Annotated in this window: 13 protein-coding genes; 6 read left to right on the plus strand and 7 right to left on the minus strand. The window is 61.6% G+C overall.

Going from position 1 to position 15,818, the window contains the following annotated elements; all coding sequences use genetic code 11:
• Nucleotides 1-36: 36 nt before the first annotated feature.
• Both USDA257_RS19455 and trxB read right to left on the minus strand, forming a co-directional pair.
• Nucleotides 37-933 carry a LysR family transcriptional regulator VtlR gene (locus USDA257_RS19455; protein ID WP_014764674.1) on the minus strand — a complete coding sequence of 299 codons (897 nt, stop codon included), beginning with the start codon at nt 931-933 and terminating at the stop codon, nt 37-39.
• 215 nt (nt 934-1,148) lie between these two features.
• The gene (gene trxB / locus USDA257_RS19460) at nt 1,149-2,123 is read right to left on the minus strand and encodes a thioredoxin-disulfide reductase (protein ID WP_014764675.1); all 975 of its coding nucleotides are present in this window, start codon (nt 2,121-2,123) and stop codon (nt 1,149-1,151) included.
• 410 nt (nt 2,124-2,533) lie between these two features.
• Between trxB and USDA257_RS19465 the strand changes: the two genes are divergently transcribed.
• The 4 genes from USDA257_RS19465 (at nt 2,534) to USDA257_RS19480 (ending at nt 6,006) form a co-directional block, all read left to right on the plus strand.
• The gene (locus USDA257_RS19465; RefSeq protein ID WP_012708105.1) at nt 2,534-3,004 is read left to right on the plus strand and encodes an Lrp/AsnC family transcriptional regulator; all 471 of its coding nucleotides are present in this window, start codon (nt 2,534-2,536) and stop codon (nt 3,002-3,004) included.
• Between the two features lie 119 nt (nt 3,005-3,123).
• On the plus strand, nt 3,124-3,936 hold the full coding sequence (locus USDA257_RS19470) for a glycosyltransferase family 2 protein (RefSeq protein ID WP_014764676.1): 813 nt from the start codon (nt 3,124-3,126) through the stop codon (nt 3,934-3,936).
• A gap of 19 nt (nt 3,937-3,955) precedes the next feature.
• A complete protein-coding gene (locus tag USDA257_RS19475; protein WP_041414428.1) occupies nt 3,956-4,987 on the plus strand; it encodes a glycosyltransferase in 1,032 nt (343 codons plus the stop codon).
• The gene (locus tag USDA257_RS19480; RefSeq protein ID WP_014764678.1) at nt 4,984-6,006 is read left to right on the plus strand and encodes a glycosyltransferase; all 1,023 of its coding nucleotides are present in this window, start codon (nt 4,984-4,986) and stop codon (nt 6,004-6,006) included. The genes USDA257_RS19475 and USDA257_RS19480 overlap by 4 nt, the downstream gene beginning before the upstream one ends.
• A 9-nt stretch (nt 6,007-6,015) precedes the next feature.
• On the opposite strand, the gene USDA257_RS19485 is transcribed toward USDA257_RS19480, so the two are convergent.
• Both USDA257_RS19485 and greA read right to left on the minus strand, forming a co-directional pair.
• A complete protein-coding gene (locus tag USDA257_RS19485) occupies nt 6,016-7,071 on the minus strand; it encodes a glycosyltransferase family 4 protein (protein WP_014764679.1) in 1,056 nt (351 codons plus the stop codon).
• A gap of 139 nt (nt 7,072-7,210) precedes the next feature.
• A complete protein-coding gene (greA, locus tag USDA257_RS19490) occupies nt 7,211-7,687 on the minus strand; it encodes a transcription elongation factor GreA (RefSeq protein WP_014764680.1) in 477 nt (158 codons plus the stop codon).
• 289 nt (nt 7,688-7,976) lie between these two features.
• Here greA and USDA257_RS19495 point away from each other — a divergent pair, with 289 nt between their 5' ends.
• On the plus strand, nt 7,977-9,440 hold the full coding sequence (locus USDA257_RS19495; RefSeq protein WP_048657416.1) for an MFS transporter: 1,464 nt from the start codon (nt 7,977-7,979) through the stop codon (nt 9,438-9,440).
• A gap of 9 nt (nt 9,441-9,449) precedes the next feature.
• Here USDA257_RS19495 and USDA257_RS19500 read toward each other — a convergent pair whose 3' ends face one another.
• The 3 genes from USDA257_RS19500 to USDA257_RS19510 form a co-directional block, all read right to left on the minus strand.
• Entirely contained in the window at nt 9,450-9,737 is a 288-nt protein-coding gene (locus tag USDA257_RS19500) for a DUF6894 family protein (RefSeq protein ID WP_014764682.1), read from the minus strand.
• 172 nt (nt 9,738-9,909) lie between these two features.
• Entirely contained in the window at nt 9,910-13,401 is a 3,492-nt protein-coding gene (carB, locus tag USDA257_RS19505) for a carbamoyl-phosphate synthase large subunit (RefSeq protein WP_041414430.1), read from the minus strand.
• Nucleotides 13,402-13,620: 219 nt separating this feature from the next.
• Nucleotides 13,621-14,646: a zinc-dependent alcohol dehydrogenase family protein gene (locus USDA257_RS19510; protein ID WP_014764684.1), complete on the minus strand. Its 1,026-nt coding sequence runs from the start codon at nt 14,644-14,646 to the stop codon at nt 13,621-13,623.
• Nucleotides 14,647-14,861: 215 nt separating this feature from the next.
• Between USDA257_RS19510 and ypfJ the strand changes: the two genes are divergently transcribed.
• Nucleotides 14,862-15,797 (plus strand): KPN_02809 family neutral zinc metallopeptidase, encoded by a 936-nt coding sequence (ypfJ, locus tag USDA257_RS19515; RefSeq protein ID WP_014764685.1) that lies wholly within the window; start codon nt 14,862-14,864, stop codon nt 15,795-15,797.
• Nucleotides 15,798-15,818 lie beyond the last annotated feature (21 nt).

The following is a 15,818-nucleotide window of genomic DNA, read 5'->3' on the forward strand; positions in this document are numbered from 1 at the left end:
GGCAACTGCTCATAAATCGAGCAATCGCTCCGAACGTCAGAAGTTCCAGTTGCGTGCCTTGGCGACAATAAAGTCGCGAAAGACCTTCAGCTTCGCGGCGTTCTTCATTTCGTCTGGATAGCAGAAATAAGTATCGAATGAGGGGATATCGGCGCTGATCGGCAGCTGGATCAACCCAGGATCCCGCCCGACGATGTAGTCGGGAAGCATGGCGATGCCGATACCAAGCAGGCAGGCGCGCTTGATCGAGGTCTGACTGTTGATCTGCAAGTGCGATACGCGCGGATTGTCCGGGTCCCGTCCGGCGATCTCCAGCCAGTTCACGTCAAGCAGGTAATTGGGTGCCGGTTCGCCGAAGGTAATGATGCGGTGGTTGTCGAGGTCCTGGATCGACTGCGGCTCGCCGTGCTTGTTGATGTAAGAGGGCGCGGCGTAGATATGCATGTGCACCGTGAAAAGCTTGCGCTGGATCAGATCCGATTGCTGCGGCTGGCGCAAGCGGATGGCGCAGTCGGCGTGCCGCATGTTCACGTCGAGCTCTTCATTGTCGAGAATGAGTTGCACCTGGACGTCCGGGTAGAGCGCCATGAATTCCTGGACCTTGTCCGTCAGCCAGCCCTGGCCGAGACCGACGGTCGTGGTGATGCGCAATTTTCCGCTCGGCTTGTCGGTCGTCTCGGTGAGCTTCGCCTTGACGCTCTCGAGCTTCATCAGCACTTCGTGCGCCGTCCGATAGAGCATCTCGCCCTGTTCGGTCAGAATCAAACCGCGCGCGTGGCGATGAAACAGTTTGATGCCGACATCCTGCTCGAGCGCGCTGACCTGCCGGCTGATTGCCGATTGCGAGAGGTGAAGTTTGTCTGCCGCATGCGTGAACGAGCCGGCCTCGGCCGCCGCATGAAATATGCGCAGTTTGTCCCAGTCTAGCGACATGAAATCCCCCATAAAGGACCGTTCGGAGGAAAGGGTAGAGTCCTCCGCGCGTCACCGATGCGTCTGTTCCCATGCGAAGCCACGCCCTCTACAGCGCCGCGTCAAGTCAGACGCAAAGATCGCCGTAGAACTTTGAATTACCGCATGTTTTTATCCTTAGATCGGCTCCGAACTAAGGAAACATGCAATAGGACGTAGGCCCCGTTTTGCAGCTTCTATTCGGCTGCAATTGCGACGGGCATATGACCCGCCAGATATTTCTCCGCCTCGAGCGCCGCCATGCAGCCCATCCCGGCGGCGGTGACCGCCTGACGATAGATATCGTCGGTCACGTCGCCGGCAGCAAAAACCCCGGCGACATCGGTCGCGGTCGAGTCCGGCGCCGTCCAGAGATAACCGTTTGGCTTCTGGCGCAGCTTGCCCTTGAAGAGTTCCACGGCCGGTGCATGACCGATTGCGACGAACACGCCATCCGCCGCCATTTCGGAAAGAACGCCGGTCTTGGTATTGCGAAGTTTCGCGCCATTGACCGAAGCCGGCATCGGCGGTTTTGCCGGTGTACCGAGATATTCGACCACTTCATGGTCCCAAACGATCTTGACGTTCGACTTGGCGAACAGGCGTTCCTGCAGGATCTTTTCCGCCCGGAATGAATCCCGGCGGTGGACGACCGTGACCGTCTTGGCCAGATTCGAGAGATAGAGCGCTTCCTCGACGGCGGAGTTGCCGCCGCCGACGACGATAACGTCCTTGTTGCGATAGAAGAAGCCGTCGCAGGTGGCGCAGGCGGAAACGCCGAAGCCCATGAAAGCCGGCTCGGTCTCGATCCCTAGCCACTTGGCCTTGGCGCCGGTCGCAATGATCAGGGCGTCGGTCGTCCATTCTGTGCCGCTGTCCGTCCTGATGCGGAACGGCCGCACGGAAAGGTCGACATCGGTGACGATGTCGTTGACGATCTCCGCGCCGACATGCATCGCCTGCTTCAGCATCTGCTCCATCATCCAGGGCCCCTGGACCGGATCGGCATAGCCCGGATAGTTCTCCACATCCGTGGTGATCATCAACTGGCCGCCTTGCTCCATACCGGCAATGAGCACGGGCGAAAGCATGGCGCGGGCCGTATAAATCGCTGCCGTGTACCCGGCAGGGCCGGAGCCGATGATCAGCACTTTGGTGTGGCGGGCGGTCATGCTTGGGTCCTTAGTTCGCCGGACGGGCGTGCGAGCCGGTTCGGTTCGATGCTAAAAAATATCGCCTTACTTTAGGTATTCACAGCGCGCTCTTTCAAGGGCACCGCTGCTGATACACACAAGTGGTTGCGTCCGCACCATGAATTTGACACCAGATCGGGCATTTTTGCATCGTTTTCGATGCAAAACGACCAATCGGGGGTCTGGAATCCGGCAAGCTGCGTCGTCGTCGGCGACGGCAGAAAGGTTTTTGTGCACGCAACCCCTTGCACTCTCGTTCAAGGGCGCAGTTACGTGCTACCCACAGCATGAAGAATATCGCCTCGGGCGAGACCCGACTCGCCCCGCCCGGGGAGCGGCGGGCAAGGGGAACCTCGTCGAGCGAGCTCCATGGAAACGGGGATTGGCAAATGGTCTTACGCGTCGACCTCGATGCAATCGACATGAAAATTCTGCGCGAGTTGCAAGGCAATGGGCGCATGACGAATGTGGAACTGGCCGAACGCGTGGGCATCTCGGCGCCGCCATGCCTGCGCCGCGTTCGCAAGCTCGAGGAAGCCGGCGTCATCCGCGGTTACCGCGCCCTTCTGAATGCCTCTGCGCTCGGTTACGACCTGGTGGCCTTTTGCATGGTCGGGCTAAAGCACCAGTCGGACGCCAATCTCAAGGCCTTTGCTGCACGCACCGCATCATGGCCGCTCGTCCGCGAGGCCTGGATGGTCTCGGGTGAATCGGACTTTCTGCTTCAGTGCGTCGCCGAGAACCTTGCGGCCTTTCAGGATTTCGTTATTGAAGAGCTCACTGCGACGGACAATGTCGATACAGTACGGACGATGCTGACGATCCGCCAAGTGAAGGACGCCTGCCAGGTGGAGATCTAGCGAAGCATCGCCGTTGTCAATCAATCTGGGCGAAACTGGGAAGCGGAGCTTGAAACTCGCTCGACAAGAGCCCTTTCGCGCCACGCAGGCTGCCGGTCGCGGCCGGTCAGAGGATCTCCATGACGCCAAAGCTTCCCCTGTCCGCTTTCATCATCTGCTTGAACGAGGAGGCTTATCTCGGCAATTGCATCGAGAGCCTCGAACAATGCGCGGAGATCGTCATCGTCGATTCCGGCTCCACCGACGGGACGGCGGCGCTGGTGCAATCCTATATCGACAAGGGCTGGCCCATCCGGTTCATGTACGAACCATGGCGTGGCTATGCCGGGCAGAAGCAATTCGCCCTCGAGCAGTGCGGCCAGCCCTGGTGCTTCAATATCGACGCGGACGAGCGGTTCGACGAACCGCTCAAGGCTCTGTTGCCTTCGCTCTTGAACGCCCCGGCCGACATCGTCGGCTGGCGGGTGGCGCGCCGCCCCTATCTGATCGGCTACGGCTACACGCCCGAAAAAGTGCAAGAACGGCGCAATCTTCGCCTGATCCGCAACGGCCGCGGCCGCTATGATCTTGGCCAGAAGGTGCATGAAGGGATCGTTCCGGACGGCAAGGTGGGCGCAGCCCGTTCCGGCAGCCTGCTGCATTATCGGCCGCTGATCATCGACGAGCAGATCCTCAAGGAGAACAAGTATTCGACGCTGAAAGCGGATCAGCAGATGGCGGAGGGCAAGGCAGCGCGGCCGTACAAGCTGCTGTTTAGTCCACCGCTCTATTTCTACCGGCTCTACTTCCGAAACGGCCTGTGGCGCTGCGGCTTTCCCGGCTTCATCGAAGCGATGACCGGAGCAGTCTACGCGTTCCTGACTGCTGCCAAGGTCTATCAGCGGCATGCGCTGAAGGCGCGGCCAAACATCGACGATGCGCTTTCCCGCTAATGCCCGGAAAAGGTGACCCATGAAAGTCATGCATATTCATTTCGGCAAGGAAGGCGGCGCGGAACGGTTCTTCGTGAACCTGGTCAACGCCCTGCATGACAGGGGTGTCGAGCAGCGCGTGCTGATCCGGCCCGGGCGTAGCTGGCGCAGCGAGATCGAGCGGAGCGCGCAGGTCTACGAGGGCGTCTTCCGCCGGCTTTCGCTGTCGCGATTTTTCCTGCAGTGGCGGATGTCGCGCATCCTGAGGGAGTTCCGGCCCGATGTCATCATGGCCTGGCAGTTGCGCGCCAGCCGCTTCATGCCTTCCTACAAGAACGCCTTACGGATTTCTCGTCTCGGCGACTATCCGGAGCATCTTGGTTACTACACCAATGTCGAGACATTGGTCTGCATCACCCCGGACATCGCCGCCAAGGTGCGGGAATTCGGATGGCGCCGTGATATCGAGGTGATCGCGAATTTCACGCGTGCCACACCCGTCGCGCCGGTCGCGCGATCGGAGATGCAAACGCCCGCCGAAGCATTCGTCGTAGTCGGCATGGGGCGTTTCGTCAAACGCAAGGGCTTCGACGGGCTGCTTCGCGCCATCCAGAAGGTCGAGGGTGTTTATCTTTGGCTGCTCGGCGACGGGCCGGAACGGGATGAGCTTGAGGCGTTGACCGACAAACTGGGAATACGCGAGCGTGTCCGCTTTCCCGGCTGGCAGACCAATGCCTATGGTTACCTCGCTGCCGGTGACGCTTTCGCGATCAATTCGTCGCATGAGCCTCTCGGCAACGTGTGTTTCGAGGGCTGGGGCGCCGGCAAACCGACTATTGCGGCACGGGCCGAAGGGCCTTCCTGGGTGATGACGCATGAGCGCGACGCCTTGATGGTGGACTGCGCCGACGACGAGGGCCTCGCGAACGCGATTCGCAGGCTGCGGGACGATCCGGTGCTACGCGAAAGACTGAGTGCCGGCGGCCGCGAAACACTGCAGACGCGCTTTTCCGAGAAGGCGATCACCGACGCCTATCTCGAGCTCTTCGCAAAAGGTGCGGCGCAGCGATGAAAGTGATGCACTTCCATTTCGGAAAAGACGGCGGCGCGGAACGTTTCTTTGTCCACCTCGTCAAGGCGCTTGCCGAACGCGGCGTCGAGCAGACAGCGGTTATCCGGCCCCACCGCCCGTGGCGCCCCGAAATCGAAGGTTCGACCAGGATAACGGAAAGCCATTTCCGGAACTTGTCTCTGGATCGCCTGCTTCTGCCGCGCAAGGTGATGCAGATGGCGCAGCGCGACAGGCCGGACGCCCTCATGGCCTGGGCACCGCGCGCCAGCCAACTGATGCCGCCTTATAAGCGGTGCATCAAGATTTCCCGGCTCGGCGACTATCCGCCTCGCCTCGACTATTTTCACAACACGGACTGCATTGTCTGCAATACGCCGGGCATTGCCGAGCATGTCCGCAAGCTCGGCTGGAAGCGGGATGTCGAGATCATTTCGAATTTCACCAGCACCGAACGTGTCGAACCTATAAGCCGGGCGACGCTCGACACGCCGGAGGGCGCGCCCGTCGTCATGTCGATGGGCCGTTTTGTGGAACGCAAGGGCTTCCACACACTCATCGAGGCCGTTGCCAAAGTGCCGGGCGCTTACCTTTGGCTGCTGGGCGATGGCGAGGAGGGGGAAAACCTCCACAAGCTCGCAACCGATCTCGGCGTCAGCCAAAGGGTCCGCTTCGCCGGCTGGCAGAAGGACACGAGACGCTTCCTCGCGGCGGCCGATATTTTCGTCATGGCTTCGAACCACGAACCGCTCGGCAATGTCATCCTGGAAGCCTGGGCCCAGGGAACGCCAGTCGTCTCGAGTCGCTCCGAAGGGCCGCAATGGTTCATGCGCGATGGCGAGAACGGCCTGATGGTCGACATCGGCGATGCCGATGGGTTCGCCCGCGCGATCGAGCGGATTGCCGACGATCGCAGCTTGGGCGCCGCACTCGCCGAACGGGGACATCAGACGCTGGTCAGTCATTTCTCCAAGGAGGCGATCACCGACGCCTATCTGACGCTATTCGCCTCGAAACGGTAAGCTTCAGCGTCAGCGCATCAGACGGTCGTAGATCGCGCCGATTGCCCGAGCTTCGCCCTCGATAGCGAAATCTCTGGACGCACGCGCCAGACCGTTCGCGGCGGCAGCCGCAAGGCGGGGCAGGTCGTCCATGAAGGTGGCGGCGCCATCGACCATCGCTTCGAGATTGCCGGCCGGAATGATGAGCCCGGTTTCGTCCGGCCCTTCTGCGATCAGTTCCGAAAAGGCGCCGACGTCACTTGCCACGACCGGCACGCCGCTCGCCATCGCCTCGAGTGGCGTCAGACCGAAGCCTTCCCAGCGCTGCGGCGCGACAAAGAGATCGAGGGCGCGATACCAATCGGGAATATTCGTGTGCTCGCCGACGAACAACAGGCGATCGGCGAGCCCCGCCTTGGCGACCCGGTCCTTCAATTCAGCCTCGAAGGCGAGGTGAGGGCCCGTGGCGCGTCCGGCGACGATCGCACCCCATTCGGGCCGGCCGGGCAAAAGGGCGATCATGCTGTCGACGAAAAGGTCGGTTCCCTTCTGGTGGCGGACACGGCCGAAGCAGCCGACGTATTTCCTGGACGGATCGAGATCGAGCCCACGCTTCGCTGCCGCCTTGTCGACCGGCGGGTGGAAACGTTTGGTGTCGATACCGTGCAGGATGACAGTGCTCGGCACCGCCAGATAGGCGGCGGTCTTGGCGCTGGTGGCGATCACCGCATCCATCCGGCCGATGAGGAACTTGCTCCACCCGGTATGCCGCCGCTGCGAGGCGGAGGTGAAGACGATCCGGATCTTCATGCGCAGCAGGTCGCGCAGCAGGATTGCCGGCAGCATTTCGACATTGCGGCGCGCATGCCAGACGCGGCAGCGGCGGCCTTTCGGCGTCCGCCACAGCTGGATCAGGTCGCGAAACCGGATCGATGGCAGACTCGTGGGCAGCCCGAGCCCGAGGACCGCGATCTTCTGCCCGAGGTTGCGCTGAACGGGAACAAGCTGGATGATCGTCGAAGTGACGCCGGAGAGCCGTCGCTTGAAATTGGGCGCAATAATCTCGATGTCCCGAATATCGGCCACGTGAGCGCTCTCCTTGCGCCGCTAGCAATCAGTTGTTTGGGGGAGAGGGGGGCGGAGCGAACGCCGCGCCCTGGGTGGAATGGCGAGGCCCTGTTCGGCCTCTGCCGCGTTCGCGCGTTTCGGCCGTGGGATCGGGCGCTCAGCCCCACTGAACGGCGAGGATCTCGTAGGCCTTGGAGCCACCCGGTGCGTTCACTTCGATCGAGTCTCCGACTTCCTTGCCGATCAGCGCGCGGGCGATCGGCGACGAGATCGAGATCCGGCCAGCCTTGACGTCAGCTTCCTGGTCTCCGACGATCTGGTAGGTCTTTTCTTCCTCAGTGTCCTCGTCGACGAGCTTGACCCTCGCGCCGAACTTGATCTTCGAGCCGGACATCTTCGACAGATCGATGACCTCGGCCCGGGCGATCAGATCTTCGAGCTCGGAAACGCGGCCCTCGTTGTGGCTCTGGGCCTCCTTGGCGGCATGGTACTCGGCATTTTCCGACAGGTCCCCATGGGCACGCGCCTCGGCGATCGCTTCGATGATTCGCGGGCGTTCTTCCTGCTGGCGCCAGCGCAGTTCCTCCTGCAGATTGGCGAATCCACCCTGGGTCATCGGAACTTTGTCGACCATTTCATTGTCCTTTACCAAGCGCGCGGCGCCACCTCCCGGCGGCATCGACGCAAAAGAAAACGGTCCCCGGTGCAAAAGCACCGGAACCGTCCGAAACATCCGAACCGTTCTTATAACAGAAACGGAACTGCGAAAGCCAGATTTTTCGCGACTGTCCACGGGCGGCCAAGGCCGCATACGACCTTGAGCTTCTCGCAATAAGCGGTCACTTGCAAAAGGCCTCTTTACCTCAACAGCACTTGAGGTTGTATCAATGCTGGTTCCATGAACAAACGATCGGAACCAATCTATGAGTGTAGCCGAAGAGAACCCGAGGATCTCCAGCGTGACAAGGCACAGGGAAGGCGAGGGACGCTGGAGCGAGTTGCTACGGAGGGATCATCTCGCCGCGACCGTGACATTGTGCCTCGGCGTCGCGCTCTTTGCTTTCAACGAATTCTTCATTTCGACGGCCTTGCCGACGGCGGTCGAGGAGTTCGGTGGCGCAGCCTTGCTGTCCTGGGCCTTCACCCTCTACCTCGTCTTCGCCATCATCGGCGGCGCCCTGGCGGCCAATCAGAAAGCCCGATTCGGTGCGCGCAATACGCTCATCGCTGCAGCGCTTGTCTTCGCCACAGGCACCGTCATAGCGACCTTGGCGACCGGAATGCCGCAAGTGCTCGCCGGCAGGCTGCTGCAGGGACTGGGCGAGGGCATCATTGCCGGGGTTTGCTACGCACTGATACCGGAGCTTTTTCCGCCGCGGCTCGTTCCCAAGGTCTTCGGGGCGGAAGCGATCGTCTGGGCTTCTGCAGCCTTTGCCGGACCGCTGATCTCCGGGCTACTCACGGAATACTGGTCGTGGCGCGCCGCCTTCTTCGTCAACATACCGGCCGTGGCGGTCTTCATCGCCCTCGTCATTGCGATCGTCGGTCAGCCGAAGCAACGCACGGTAGCGGCGGGCGCCGTTCCATTGCCGCGACTTGTCGCTTTCGGCCTCGGGATCTTGCTGATCTCGCTCTCCAACACCGCCAGCAAGGGTTATGTGATGGCGGTTTTGCTCATGATGGCACTCGCAGTTTTCATAATTGCGATCCGGTCCGACCGCAGATCGCCGCATTCCATTCTGCCGTCCGGTGCGTTCTCGCTCCGCACCGCACTTGGCACCGGCCTCTGGGTCGTTCTGTTGATGCCGCTGGCCCAGGCATCCGGTTCCGTCTATCTCGTCTATTCCATGCAGCAGCTGTGGGACTTCGGACCAACAGCCGCCGGCTTTTCCAGCGCCTTAATGGCCATGTCCTGGAGTGCAACAGCAATTGTGGTCGCCAGTCTGCCCTCGCATGCATTTCGCATTCGGCTGATGTGGACGGGACCGCTGATCCTCTGCCTTGGTCTCGTCGGGCTGACACTCGCCGTCGGCAGCGGCGAGCACCGGCTCGTCTTCATCGGGCAGGTGGCGATCGGTGCAGGCTTCGGGATCAGTTGGGGAACGCTCAGCCAGTTCCTGATGGACGTGTCGACCAGAGAGGAACGCGACAAGATCTCGGCGCTACTGCCGACGCTGCAATCGGCCGGCTACGCGATCGGAGCTGCCGCTTTCGGCGCAACCGCCAATGCATTCGGCTTCGATGAAGGCGCCAGCGACAATGTGTTGTCTTTGTCGTTGCTTGCCGTGTTTGCACTCGCTTGCGTGATTGCCGTCGCATCGGTCTTCTTTGCCGTCAGCACGCTAAGCTTGTCGCGGCAGGCACCTTCAGCCGCCACGCTCAAGTGAGAGCTCCAGTCACGGCGGAGAGGACGGCATTCTCAGGGAGGCGTCGCCTGGACGACGCCTGCCAATGAAAGCAAACTGCTCGTGGCCGCGGCCTTCGGATGGCGCGACGGTCGCGAGCAGTTTACCCTCGCTCGAGCGTACCTCCACCTTCAGCGATCCATAGTCCGCATCACGGCCGATCTTGTCGGCAATGCGCCGAGCGTAATAAAGCGCCGAACCCTCGTCGAAATGGACGATGCCATCCTCATCGATGAAGCGTTCATCGCCCCAGCGGAGATCGAAAAAATAGAGTTGCACGTCGTGGCCCCGCTTCGCGCGTTGCCGTTGATTGCGGCTTTGCTGACGGGTGGCATGGAACCACGGCGCATCCGAATGCAGCCTGAAGCAAACGTTCAGGTTGCATTCAGATATCTAACGAGAATTGACGCGCAATGGCGCACCGGAAAACAGATGCGCTATCAGGCATTCGTCAAGCCTCGAAATAGCTCTGCAGCGGACGCACCTCGAGGCTCCCGGCCTTCAGCGCCTTGATGGCGTGTGCCGCTGCCTCGGCTCCGGCCATGGTCGTATAATAGGGAACCTTCTGCATCAGGGTCGCACGGCGGAGCGACTTCGAGTCGGAGATCGCCTTGTTGCCATCCGTTGTGTTGATGACGAGCTGGATCTGGCGGTTGCGAATGGCGTCTTCGACGTGCGGCCGGCCCTCGAGCACCTTGTTCACCTTGGTGGCGGTAATGCCATGCTCGGCCAGGAACCGGGCCGTGCCGCCGGTTGCCATGACTTTGAATCCGATGTCCACGAGAACGCGGATGGCCGGCAGCACGCGTGCCTTGTCCTCGTCGCGCACCGAGACGAAGACGGTTCCGTCGCGCGGCAGGTCGACGCCGGCGCCGAGCTGGGACTTGGCGAAAGCCAGCGCATAGTCGGTATCGAGGCCGATCACTTCGCCGGTCGAGCGCATTTCGGGACCGAGCAGCGTGTCGACGCCGGGGAACCGGGCGAAGGGAAACACGGCTTCCTTGACGGCAATGTGCTTCAGATTGCGCGGATCCGGCTTCTTCCCATAGGCGGCAATCGCGTCATCCAGAGTTTCCCCGGCCATCACCCGTGCGGCGATTTTCGCAATCGGCGCCCCGATCGTCTTGGCGACGAACGGGACCGTGCGGGAGGCGCGCGGATTAACTTCGAGCACGTAGATCGTGCCGTCCTTGATGGCGAACTGCACGTTCATCAATCCGCCGACGTTCAGTGCCTTGGCAAGCGCTGCCGTCTGACGCTCGAGTTCGTCCACCAGGTCGTTGTCGAGCGAGTGCACCGGCAGCGAGCAGGCCGAGTCGCCAGAGTGAATGCCCGCCTCCTCGATATGCTCCATGATACCGGAAACGAAGACATCCTTGCCGTCGCACAAGCAATCGACATCCACTTCGATCGCATTCGTCAGATAGCTGTCGAAGAGCAGCGGGTTCTTGCCGAGCAGCGTGTTGATCTGGCCGGTCTTGTCGTTCGGATAGCGCTGCTTGATGTCTTCCGGCACGAGTCCGGGAACGGTGTCGAGCAGGTAGCTCTGCAGCATGCTTTCCGAATGGATGATCTGCATGGCGCGGCCGCCGAGAACGTAAGACGGCCGCACGACCAGCGGAAAGCCGATTTCGCCAGCGACGAGACGGGCCTGTTCGACGGAGTAGGCGATGCCGTTGCGCGGCTGGTTGAGGTCGAGCTTCATCAAGAGCTTCTGGAAGCGGTCGCGGTCTTCGGCAAGATCGATCGCGTCAGGTGCCGTGCCGAGGATCGGGATGCCGTTCTTCTCCAGCGCTTCCGCAAGCTTCAGCGGCGTCTGGCCGCCGAACTGCACGATTACGCCGTGCAAGGTGCCGTTTTCCTGTTCGGCCCGCATGATCTCGATCACGTCTTCGGCCGTCAGCGGCTCGAAATAGAGCCGGTCGGAGGTGTCGTAGTCGGTCGAAACGGTTTCCGGGTTGCAGTTGATCATGATCGCTTCATAACCGGCGTCCTTCAAGGCGAAGGCCGCGTGGCAGCAGCAATAATCAAATTCGATGCCCTGGCCGATCCGGTTCGGGCCGCCGCCGAGAATGACGACCTTCTTGCGATCGGAGACCTGTGCCTCGGAGCGGGCAGCGCCGACGAACGGCGTTTCATAGGTCGAATACATGTAGGCGGTCGGCGAAGCGAACTCCGCCGCGCAGGTATCGATGCGCTTGTAGACCGGGCGGACGTTCAGCGCATTGCGCAGCTCCGCCACTTCCTTCGGGCGCTTGCCGGTCAGCGTCGCAAGCCGGGCGTCCGAGAAGCCCATCGCCTTCAGCATTCTGAGGTTTTCGGCATCCTGCGGCAGGCCGTGTTCGCGGATGCGGGCCTCCATGTCGACGATCGCCTTGAACTGGGCGATGAACCAGGGATCGATCTTGCAGGACTCGTGCACTTCCGCCTCGGTCATGCCTAGGCGCAGCGCCTGGGCGACCATGCGCAGGCGGTCGGGGGTCGGGATGCCGATCGCGGCGCGAATGGCGTTGCGGCCGTCACCGTTCTCGTCGAAATCCGGAACTTCGATCTCGTCGAGGCCGGTCAGCCCGGTTTCAAGCCCGCGAAGCGCCTTCTGCAGCGATTCCGCAAAAGTGCGGCCGATCGCCATCACTTCGCCGACCGATTTCATCGCGGTGGTCAGCGTCGGCTCGGCGCCGGGGAACTTCTCGAAGGCGAAGCGCGGGATCTTGGTGACGACATAGTCGATCGACGGTTCGAAGGAGGCAGGCGTGGCTCCCCCGGTGATGTCGTTCTCCAGCTCGTCGAGCGTATAGCCGATGGCAAGCTTGGCGGCGATCTTGGCGATCGGAAAACCTGTCGCCTTGGAGGCGAGCGCCGACGAGCGCGAGACGCGCGGGTTCATCTCGATGACGACCAGGCGGCCGTTTTCCGGATTGACCGCGAACTGCACGTTCGATCCGCCGGTTTCAACGCCGATTTCGCGCAGAACCGCGATCGAGGCGTTGCGCATGATCTGATATTCCTTGTCGGTCAGCGTCAGCGCCGGCGCGACGGTGATGGAATCGCCCGTGTGGACGCCCATCGGGTCGATGTTTTCGATCGAGCAGATGATGATGCAATTGTCCGCCTTGTCGCGGACGACTTCCATTTCATACTCCTTCCAGCCGAGCACCGACTCCTCGATCAGGACTTCGGTGGTCGGCGAGGCATCGAGACCACCACCGATGATCTCGAAGAATTCCGAGCGGTTGTAGGCGATGCCGCCGCCCGTGCCGCCGAGCGTGAAGGAGGGCCGGATGATTGCCGGAAGGCCGACATCGTCGAGCGCCTGGGCGGCGATCGCCATCGCATGGTTCACGTAGCGCTGCTTGCGGTCGCCTTCGCCGAGATTCCACCTGTTTTCGAGATCGTCGAGGGCGGTGTCCAGTTCGGCACCGGAGAACTTGGCCTTGAGCGCGGCGCGCTCCGCCTCGTGCGCCTTGCGGTCCTGCTCCTTGATGTCGGTGGCGTTCGCCAGCCGCGACTTCGGCGTCTCGAGCCCGATCTTGGCCATCGCCTCGCGGAAAAGGGCGCGGTCTTCGGCCTTGTCGATCGCCTCTGGCTTGGCGCCGATCATCTCGACATTGTAACGATCGAGGACGCCCATCCGCCGCAGGGAAAGCGCCGTATTCAATGCCGTCTGGCCGCCCATGGTCGGCAGCAGCGCGTCGGGGCGCTCCTTGGCAATGATCTTGGCGACGACCTCGGGGGTGATCGGCTCGACATAGGTCGCATCCGCAAGCCCGGGATCGGTCATGATCGTCGCCGGATTGGAGTTGACGAGGATGACGCGGTAACCTTCCTCTTTAAGAGCCTTGCAAGCCTGGGTGCCGGAGTAGTCGAATTCACATGCCTGGCCGATCACGATCGGCCCCGCGCCGATGATGAGGATCGATTTGATATCTTGGCGCTTCGGCATGGTTCTCATCCGTTTTCTGGCTGCGCGAAAAACCGGCCGAGCTGGGAGATCGCCGGCCGGGTGCGCAATGAATGGTGTTTTCAGGCTAGAAGCGGCTTATAGGCAAATGTCTGTGCCAGCGGAACCCCGAAAATTCCGGAATCGACAATAAAGCGAAGATATTTGTGCGCCGATCAAGGGGGACGTCAGCAATCGATTTTCGCTGACGTGCGCGGCCTTCTAGGAAGACGGGATCACCAGCACTTTAACCTCTCCCGGGAGGGCTGGATTGGCAATGATATCCGGGGCCGCGTCGAGGGTCACGCGCCTTGAAATGAGCCGGTCGATTTCGATCGCCCCCGAGGCGACGAGGTCGGCGGCGCGGCGGTGCACAAAGGGATTGATGAAGGAACCTTGAACGCGCAGTTCACGGAAGAGAATATCGAAAGGTTCGATCTCGACCTTTTCGCCCTGCGGCAACACGCCGAGGATGACGACCGTTCCGCCTGCCTTGGCGAGACGTGTCGACTGCTTCACCGTTTCTGCCACGCCGGCGCATTCGATCACGACGTCCACGCCACCGGGAACGAGCCCGTGTGGCCCTGAAATCGCCTCGATGGCGTCGCCGGCGGCCGGATTAACCGTTGCGGTCGCCCCGACCTCTTCCGCCAAACGGCGCTTCGAAGCCTGGCGTGTCGAAAGAATGACCGTCGTGGCGCCGGCCAGCCGCGCGAGTTGAACGGTGAGGAGACCAATCACGCCGCCCCCGAGGACGACAACCGAGGATCCGGCGACGATGCCCGCGCTGTCAATACCGTGCAGGCAGCAGGCGAGGGGTTCGCAGAAGGCACCGTGCACCGGATCGAGACTAAGCGGAATTTCAAAGGCCTGCTTCTGAGGGACCAGCACGTACTCCGCGAAGCCGCCGTCACGATGGATGCCGATGGCGCGTAGATTGCGGCAGAGATTCACGCGGCCCGCCTGGCACTGTGGGCAGCGCCCGCAAGAGATATTGGGGTCTCCGGTGATCCTCGTCCCCGGCTTGAAACCGTGAACGGCGCTCCCGGCCCTCACGACAATGCCGCAGAATTCGTGACCGAGGGTGACCGGAGGCGTGGAGGGAAACTCCCCATGAAGGAGATGCCGGTCGGTCCCGCAAATGCCGCAAGCCTCGACTTTGACAAGCAGATCGTCGGGGCCAGGCTCGGGCACCTCGACGTGCCGAACGGAGATGTCGCCGACCGCTTCCAGACGCACTGCCTTCATGCACTGCTCCTCCGACCGTCCTCGCGCCATAGGAACGCGAAAGCGAAGAGACGTCAATCCTTTACCTGGCAGGACGAATCGGCGGCACACGCATCGCGGAAAATGACCGGTGCGATGAAACCGCGTGGCGGCGATTGCGTTTTACATGGGTTGTCGTGCGGGCATATAACTACTCAACGCGTCAGACAGAAAACGACGTCTCCGGAGGAAAGATCATGGAATGGAAGGGCCGCCGCCAGTCCAGTAACGTCGAGGATCAGCGGGGCGCGAGCCCCGGCGGCCTTGGAGGCGGCCCCTTTGGACGCGGCGGCGGGTTCCGCATACCGACCGGCGGGGGCATGCGTCGCGCCGGCGGCGGCTTGAGCTTCGGCACGATCATCTTCCTCGTCATTCTTTATTTCGTCCTGAAAGCCATGGGCATCGACATGCTCCAGATACTCGAGGGTGGTCCGGTGAACATGCCGGGCTTCGAACAGAGCGATGGCTCGCAGGCGCCGCGTGGCTCGGCCGAAGAAGAGGAAATGAAGGCTTTCATGGCGACGGTACTCGCGGAAACGGAGGATACCTGGAACGGCATCTTCCAGGCGGGTGGCGAACAATACGAGGAACCGAAGCTCGTGCTTTTCAGCAATGCCGTCCAGTCGGCCTGCGGGTTCGCCTCCGCTGCCTCGGGGCCGTTCTATTGCCCGGGTGACCGCAAGGTCTATCTCGACATGAACTTCTTCGAGGAACTCGCCCAGAAGTTCGATGCAGCCGGCGACTTCGCCCAAGCTTATGTTCTGGCGCACGAGGTTGGCCATCACGTGCAGAACCTGGTCGGGGTCCTTCCGAAGTTCAACCAGATGCGCCAGCGCATGAGCGAGGCCGAGGCAAACCAGATGTCGATCCGCGTCGAGCTGCAGGCAGACTGCTTTGCCGGCATCTGGGGCAAATACACCGAACAGAAGGGCTTGCTGGAGCGCGGCGACCTCGAAGAGGCACTCAATGCCGCGACCCAGATCGGTGACGACACGCTGCAGAAACGCACGCAGGGCTATGTCGTGCCAGAGAGCTTCAACCACGGCACCTCGGAGCAACGGATGAAGTGGTTCAGGCGTGGTTTCGACAGTGGCAGGATGTCGGATTGCGACACCTTCTCCGGTTCGGTTTGATTGCTCTCCGGACCGGGTAAA

This window comes from Sinorhizobium fredii USDA 257 (assembly GCF_000265205.3).
GTDB lineage: Bacteria > Pseudomonadota > Alphaproteobacteria > Rhizobiales > Rhizobiaceae > Sinorhizobium > Sinorhizobium fredii_B.

Excerpts from the sequence above, each read along its gene's own strand:
- USDA257_RS19475 (WP_041414428.1), top strand. The coding sequence starts at position 3,956 with ATGAAAGTCATGCATATTCATTTCGGCAAGGAAGGCGGCGCGGAACGG.
- USDA257_RS19480 (WP_014764678.1), top strand. The coding sequence starts at position 4,984 with ATGAAAGTGATGCACTTCCATTTCGGAAAAGACGGCGGCGCGGAACGT.
- greA (WP_014764680.1), bottom strand. The coding sequence starts at position 7,687 with ATGGTCGACAAAGTTCCGATGACCCAGGGTGGATTCGCCAATCTGCAG.
- USDA257_RS19465 (WP_012708105.1), top strand. The coding sequence starts at position 2,534 with ATGGTCTTACGCGTCGACCTCGATGCAATCGACATGAAAATTCTGCGC.
- trxB (WP_014764675.1), bottom strand. The coding sequence starts at position 2,123 with ATGACCGCCCGCCACACCAAAGTGCTGATCATCGGCTCCGGCCCTGCC.
- ypfJ (WP_014764685.1), top strand. The coding sequence starts at position 14,862 with ATGGAATGGAAGGGCCGCCGCCAGTCCAGTAACGTCGAGGATCAGCGG.
- USDA257_RS19455 (WP_014764674.1), bottom strand. The coding sequence starts at position 933 with ATGTCGCTAGACTGGGACAAACTGCGCATATTTCATGCGGCGGCCGAG.
- carB (WP_041414430.1), bottom strand. The coding sequence starts at position 13,401 with ATGCCGAAGCGCCAAGATATCAAATCGATCCTCATCATCGGCGCGGGG.
- USDA257_RS19510 (WP_014764684.1), bottom strand. The coding sequence starts at position 14,646 with ATGAAGGCAGTGCGTCTGGAAGCGGTCGGCGACATCTCCGTTCGGCAC.
- USDA257_RS19470 (WP_014764676.1), top strand. The coding sequence starts at position 3,124 with ATGACGCCAAAGCTTCCCCTGTCCGCTTTCATCATCTGCTTGAACGAG.
- USDA257_RS19495 (WP_048657416.1), top strand. The coding sequence starts at position 7,977 with ATGAGTGTAGCCGAAGAGAACCCGAGGATCTCCAGCGTGACAAGGCAC.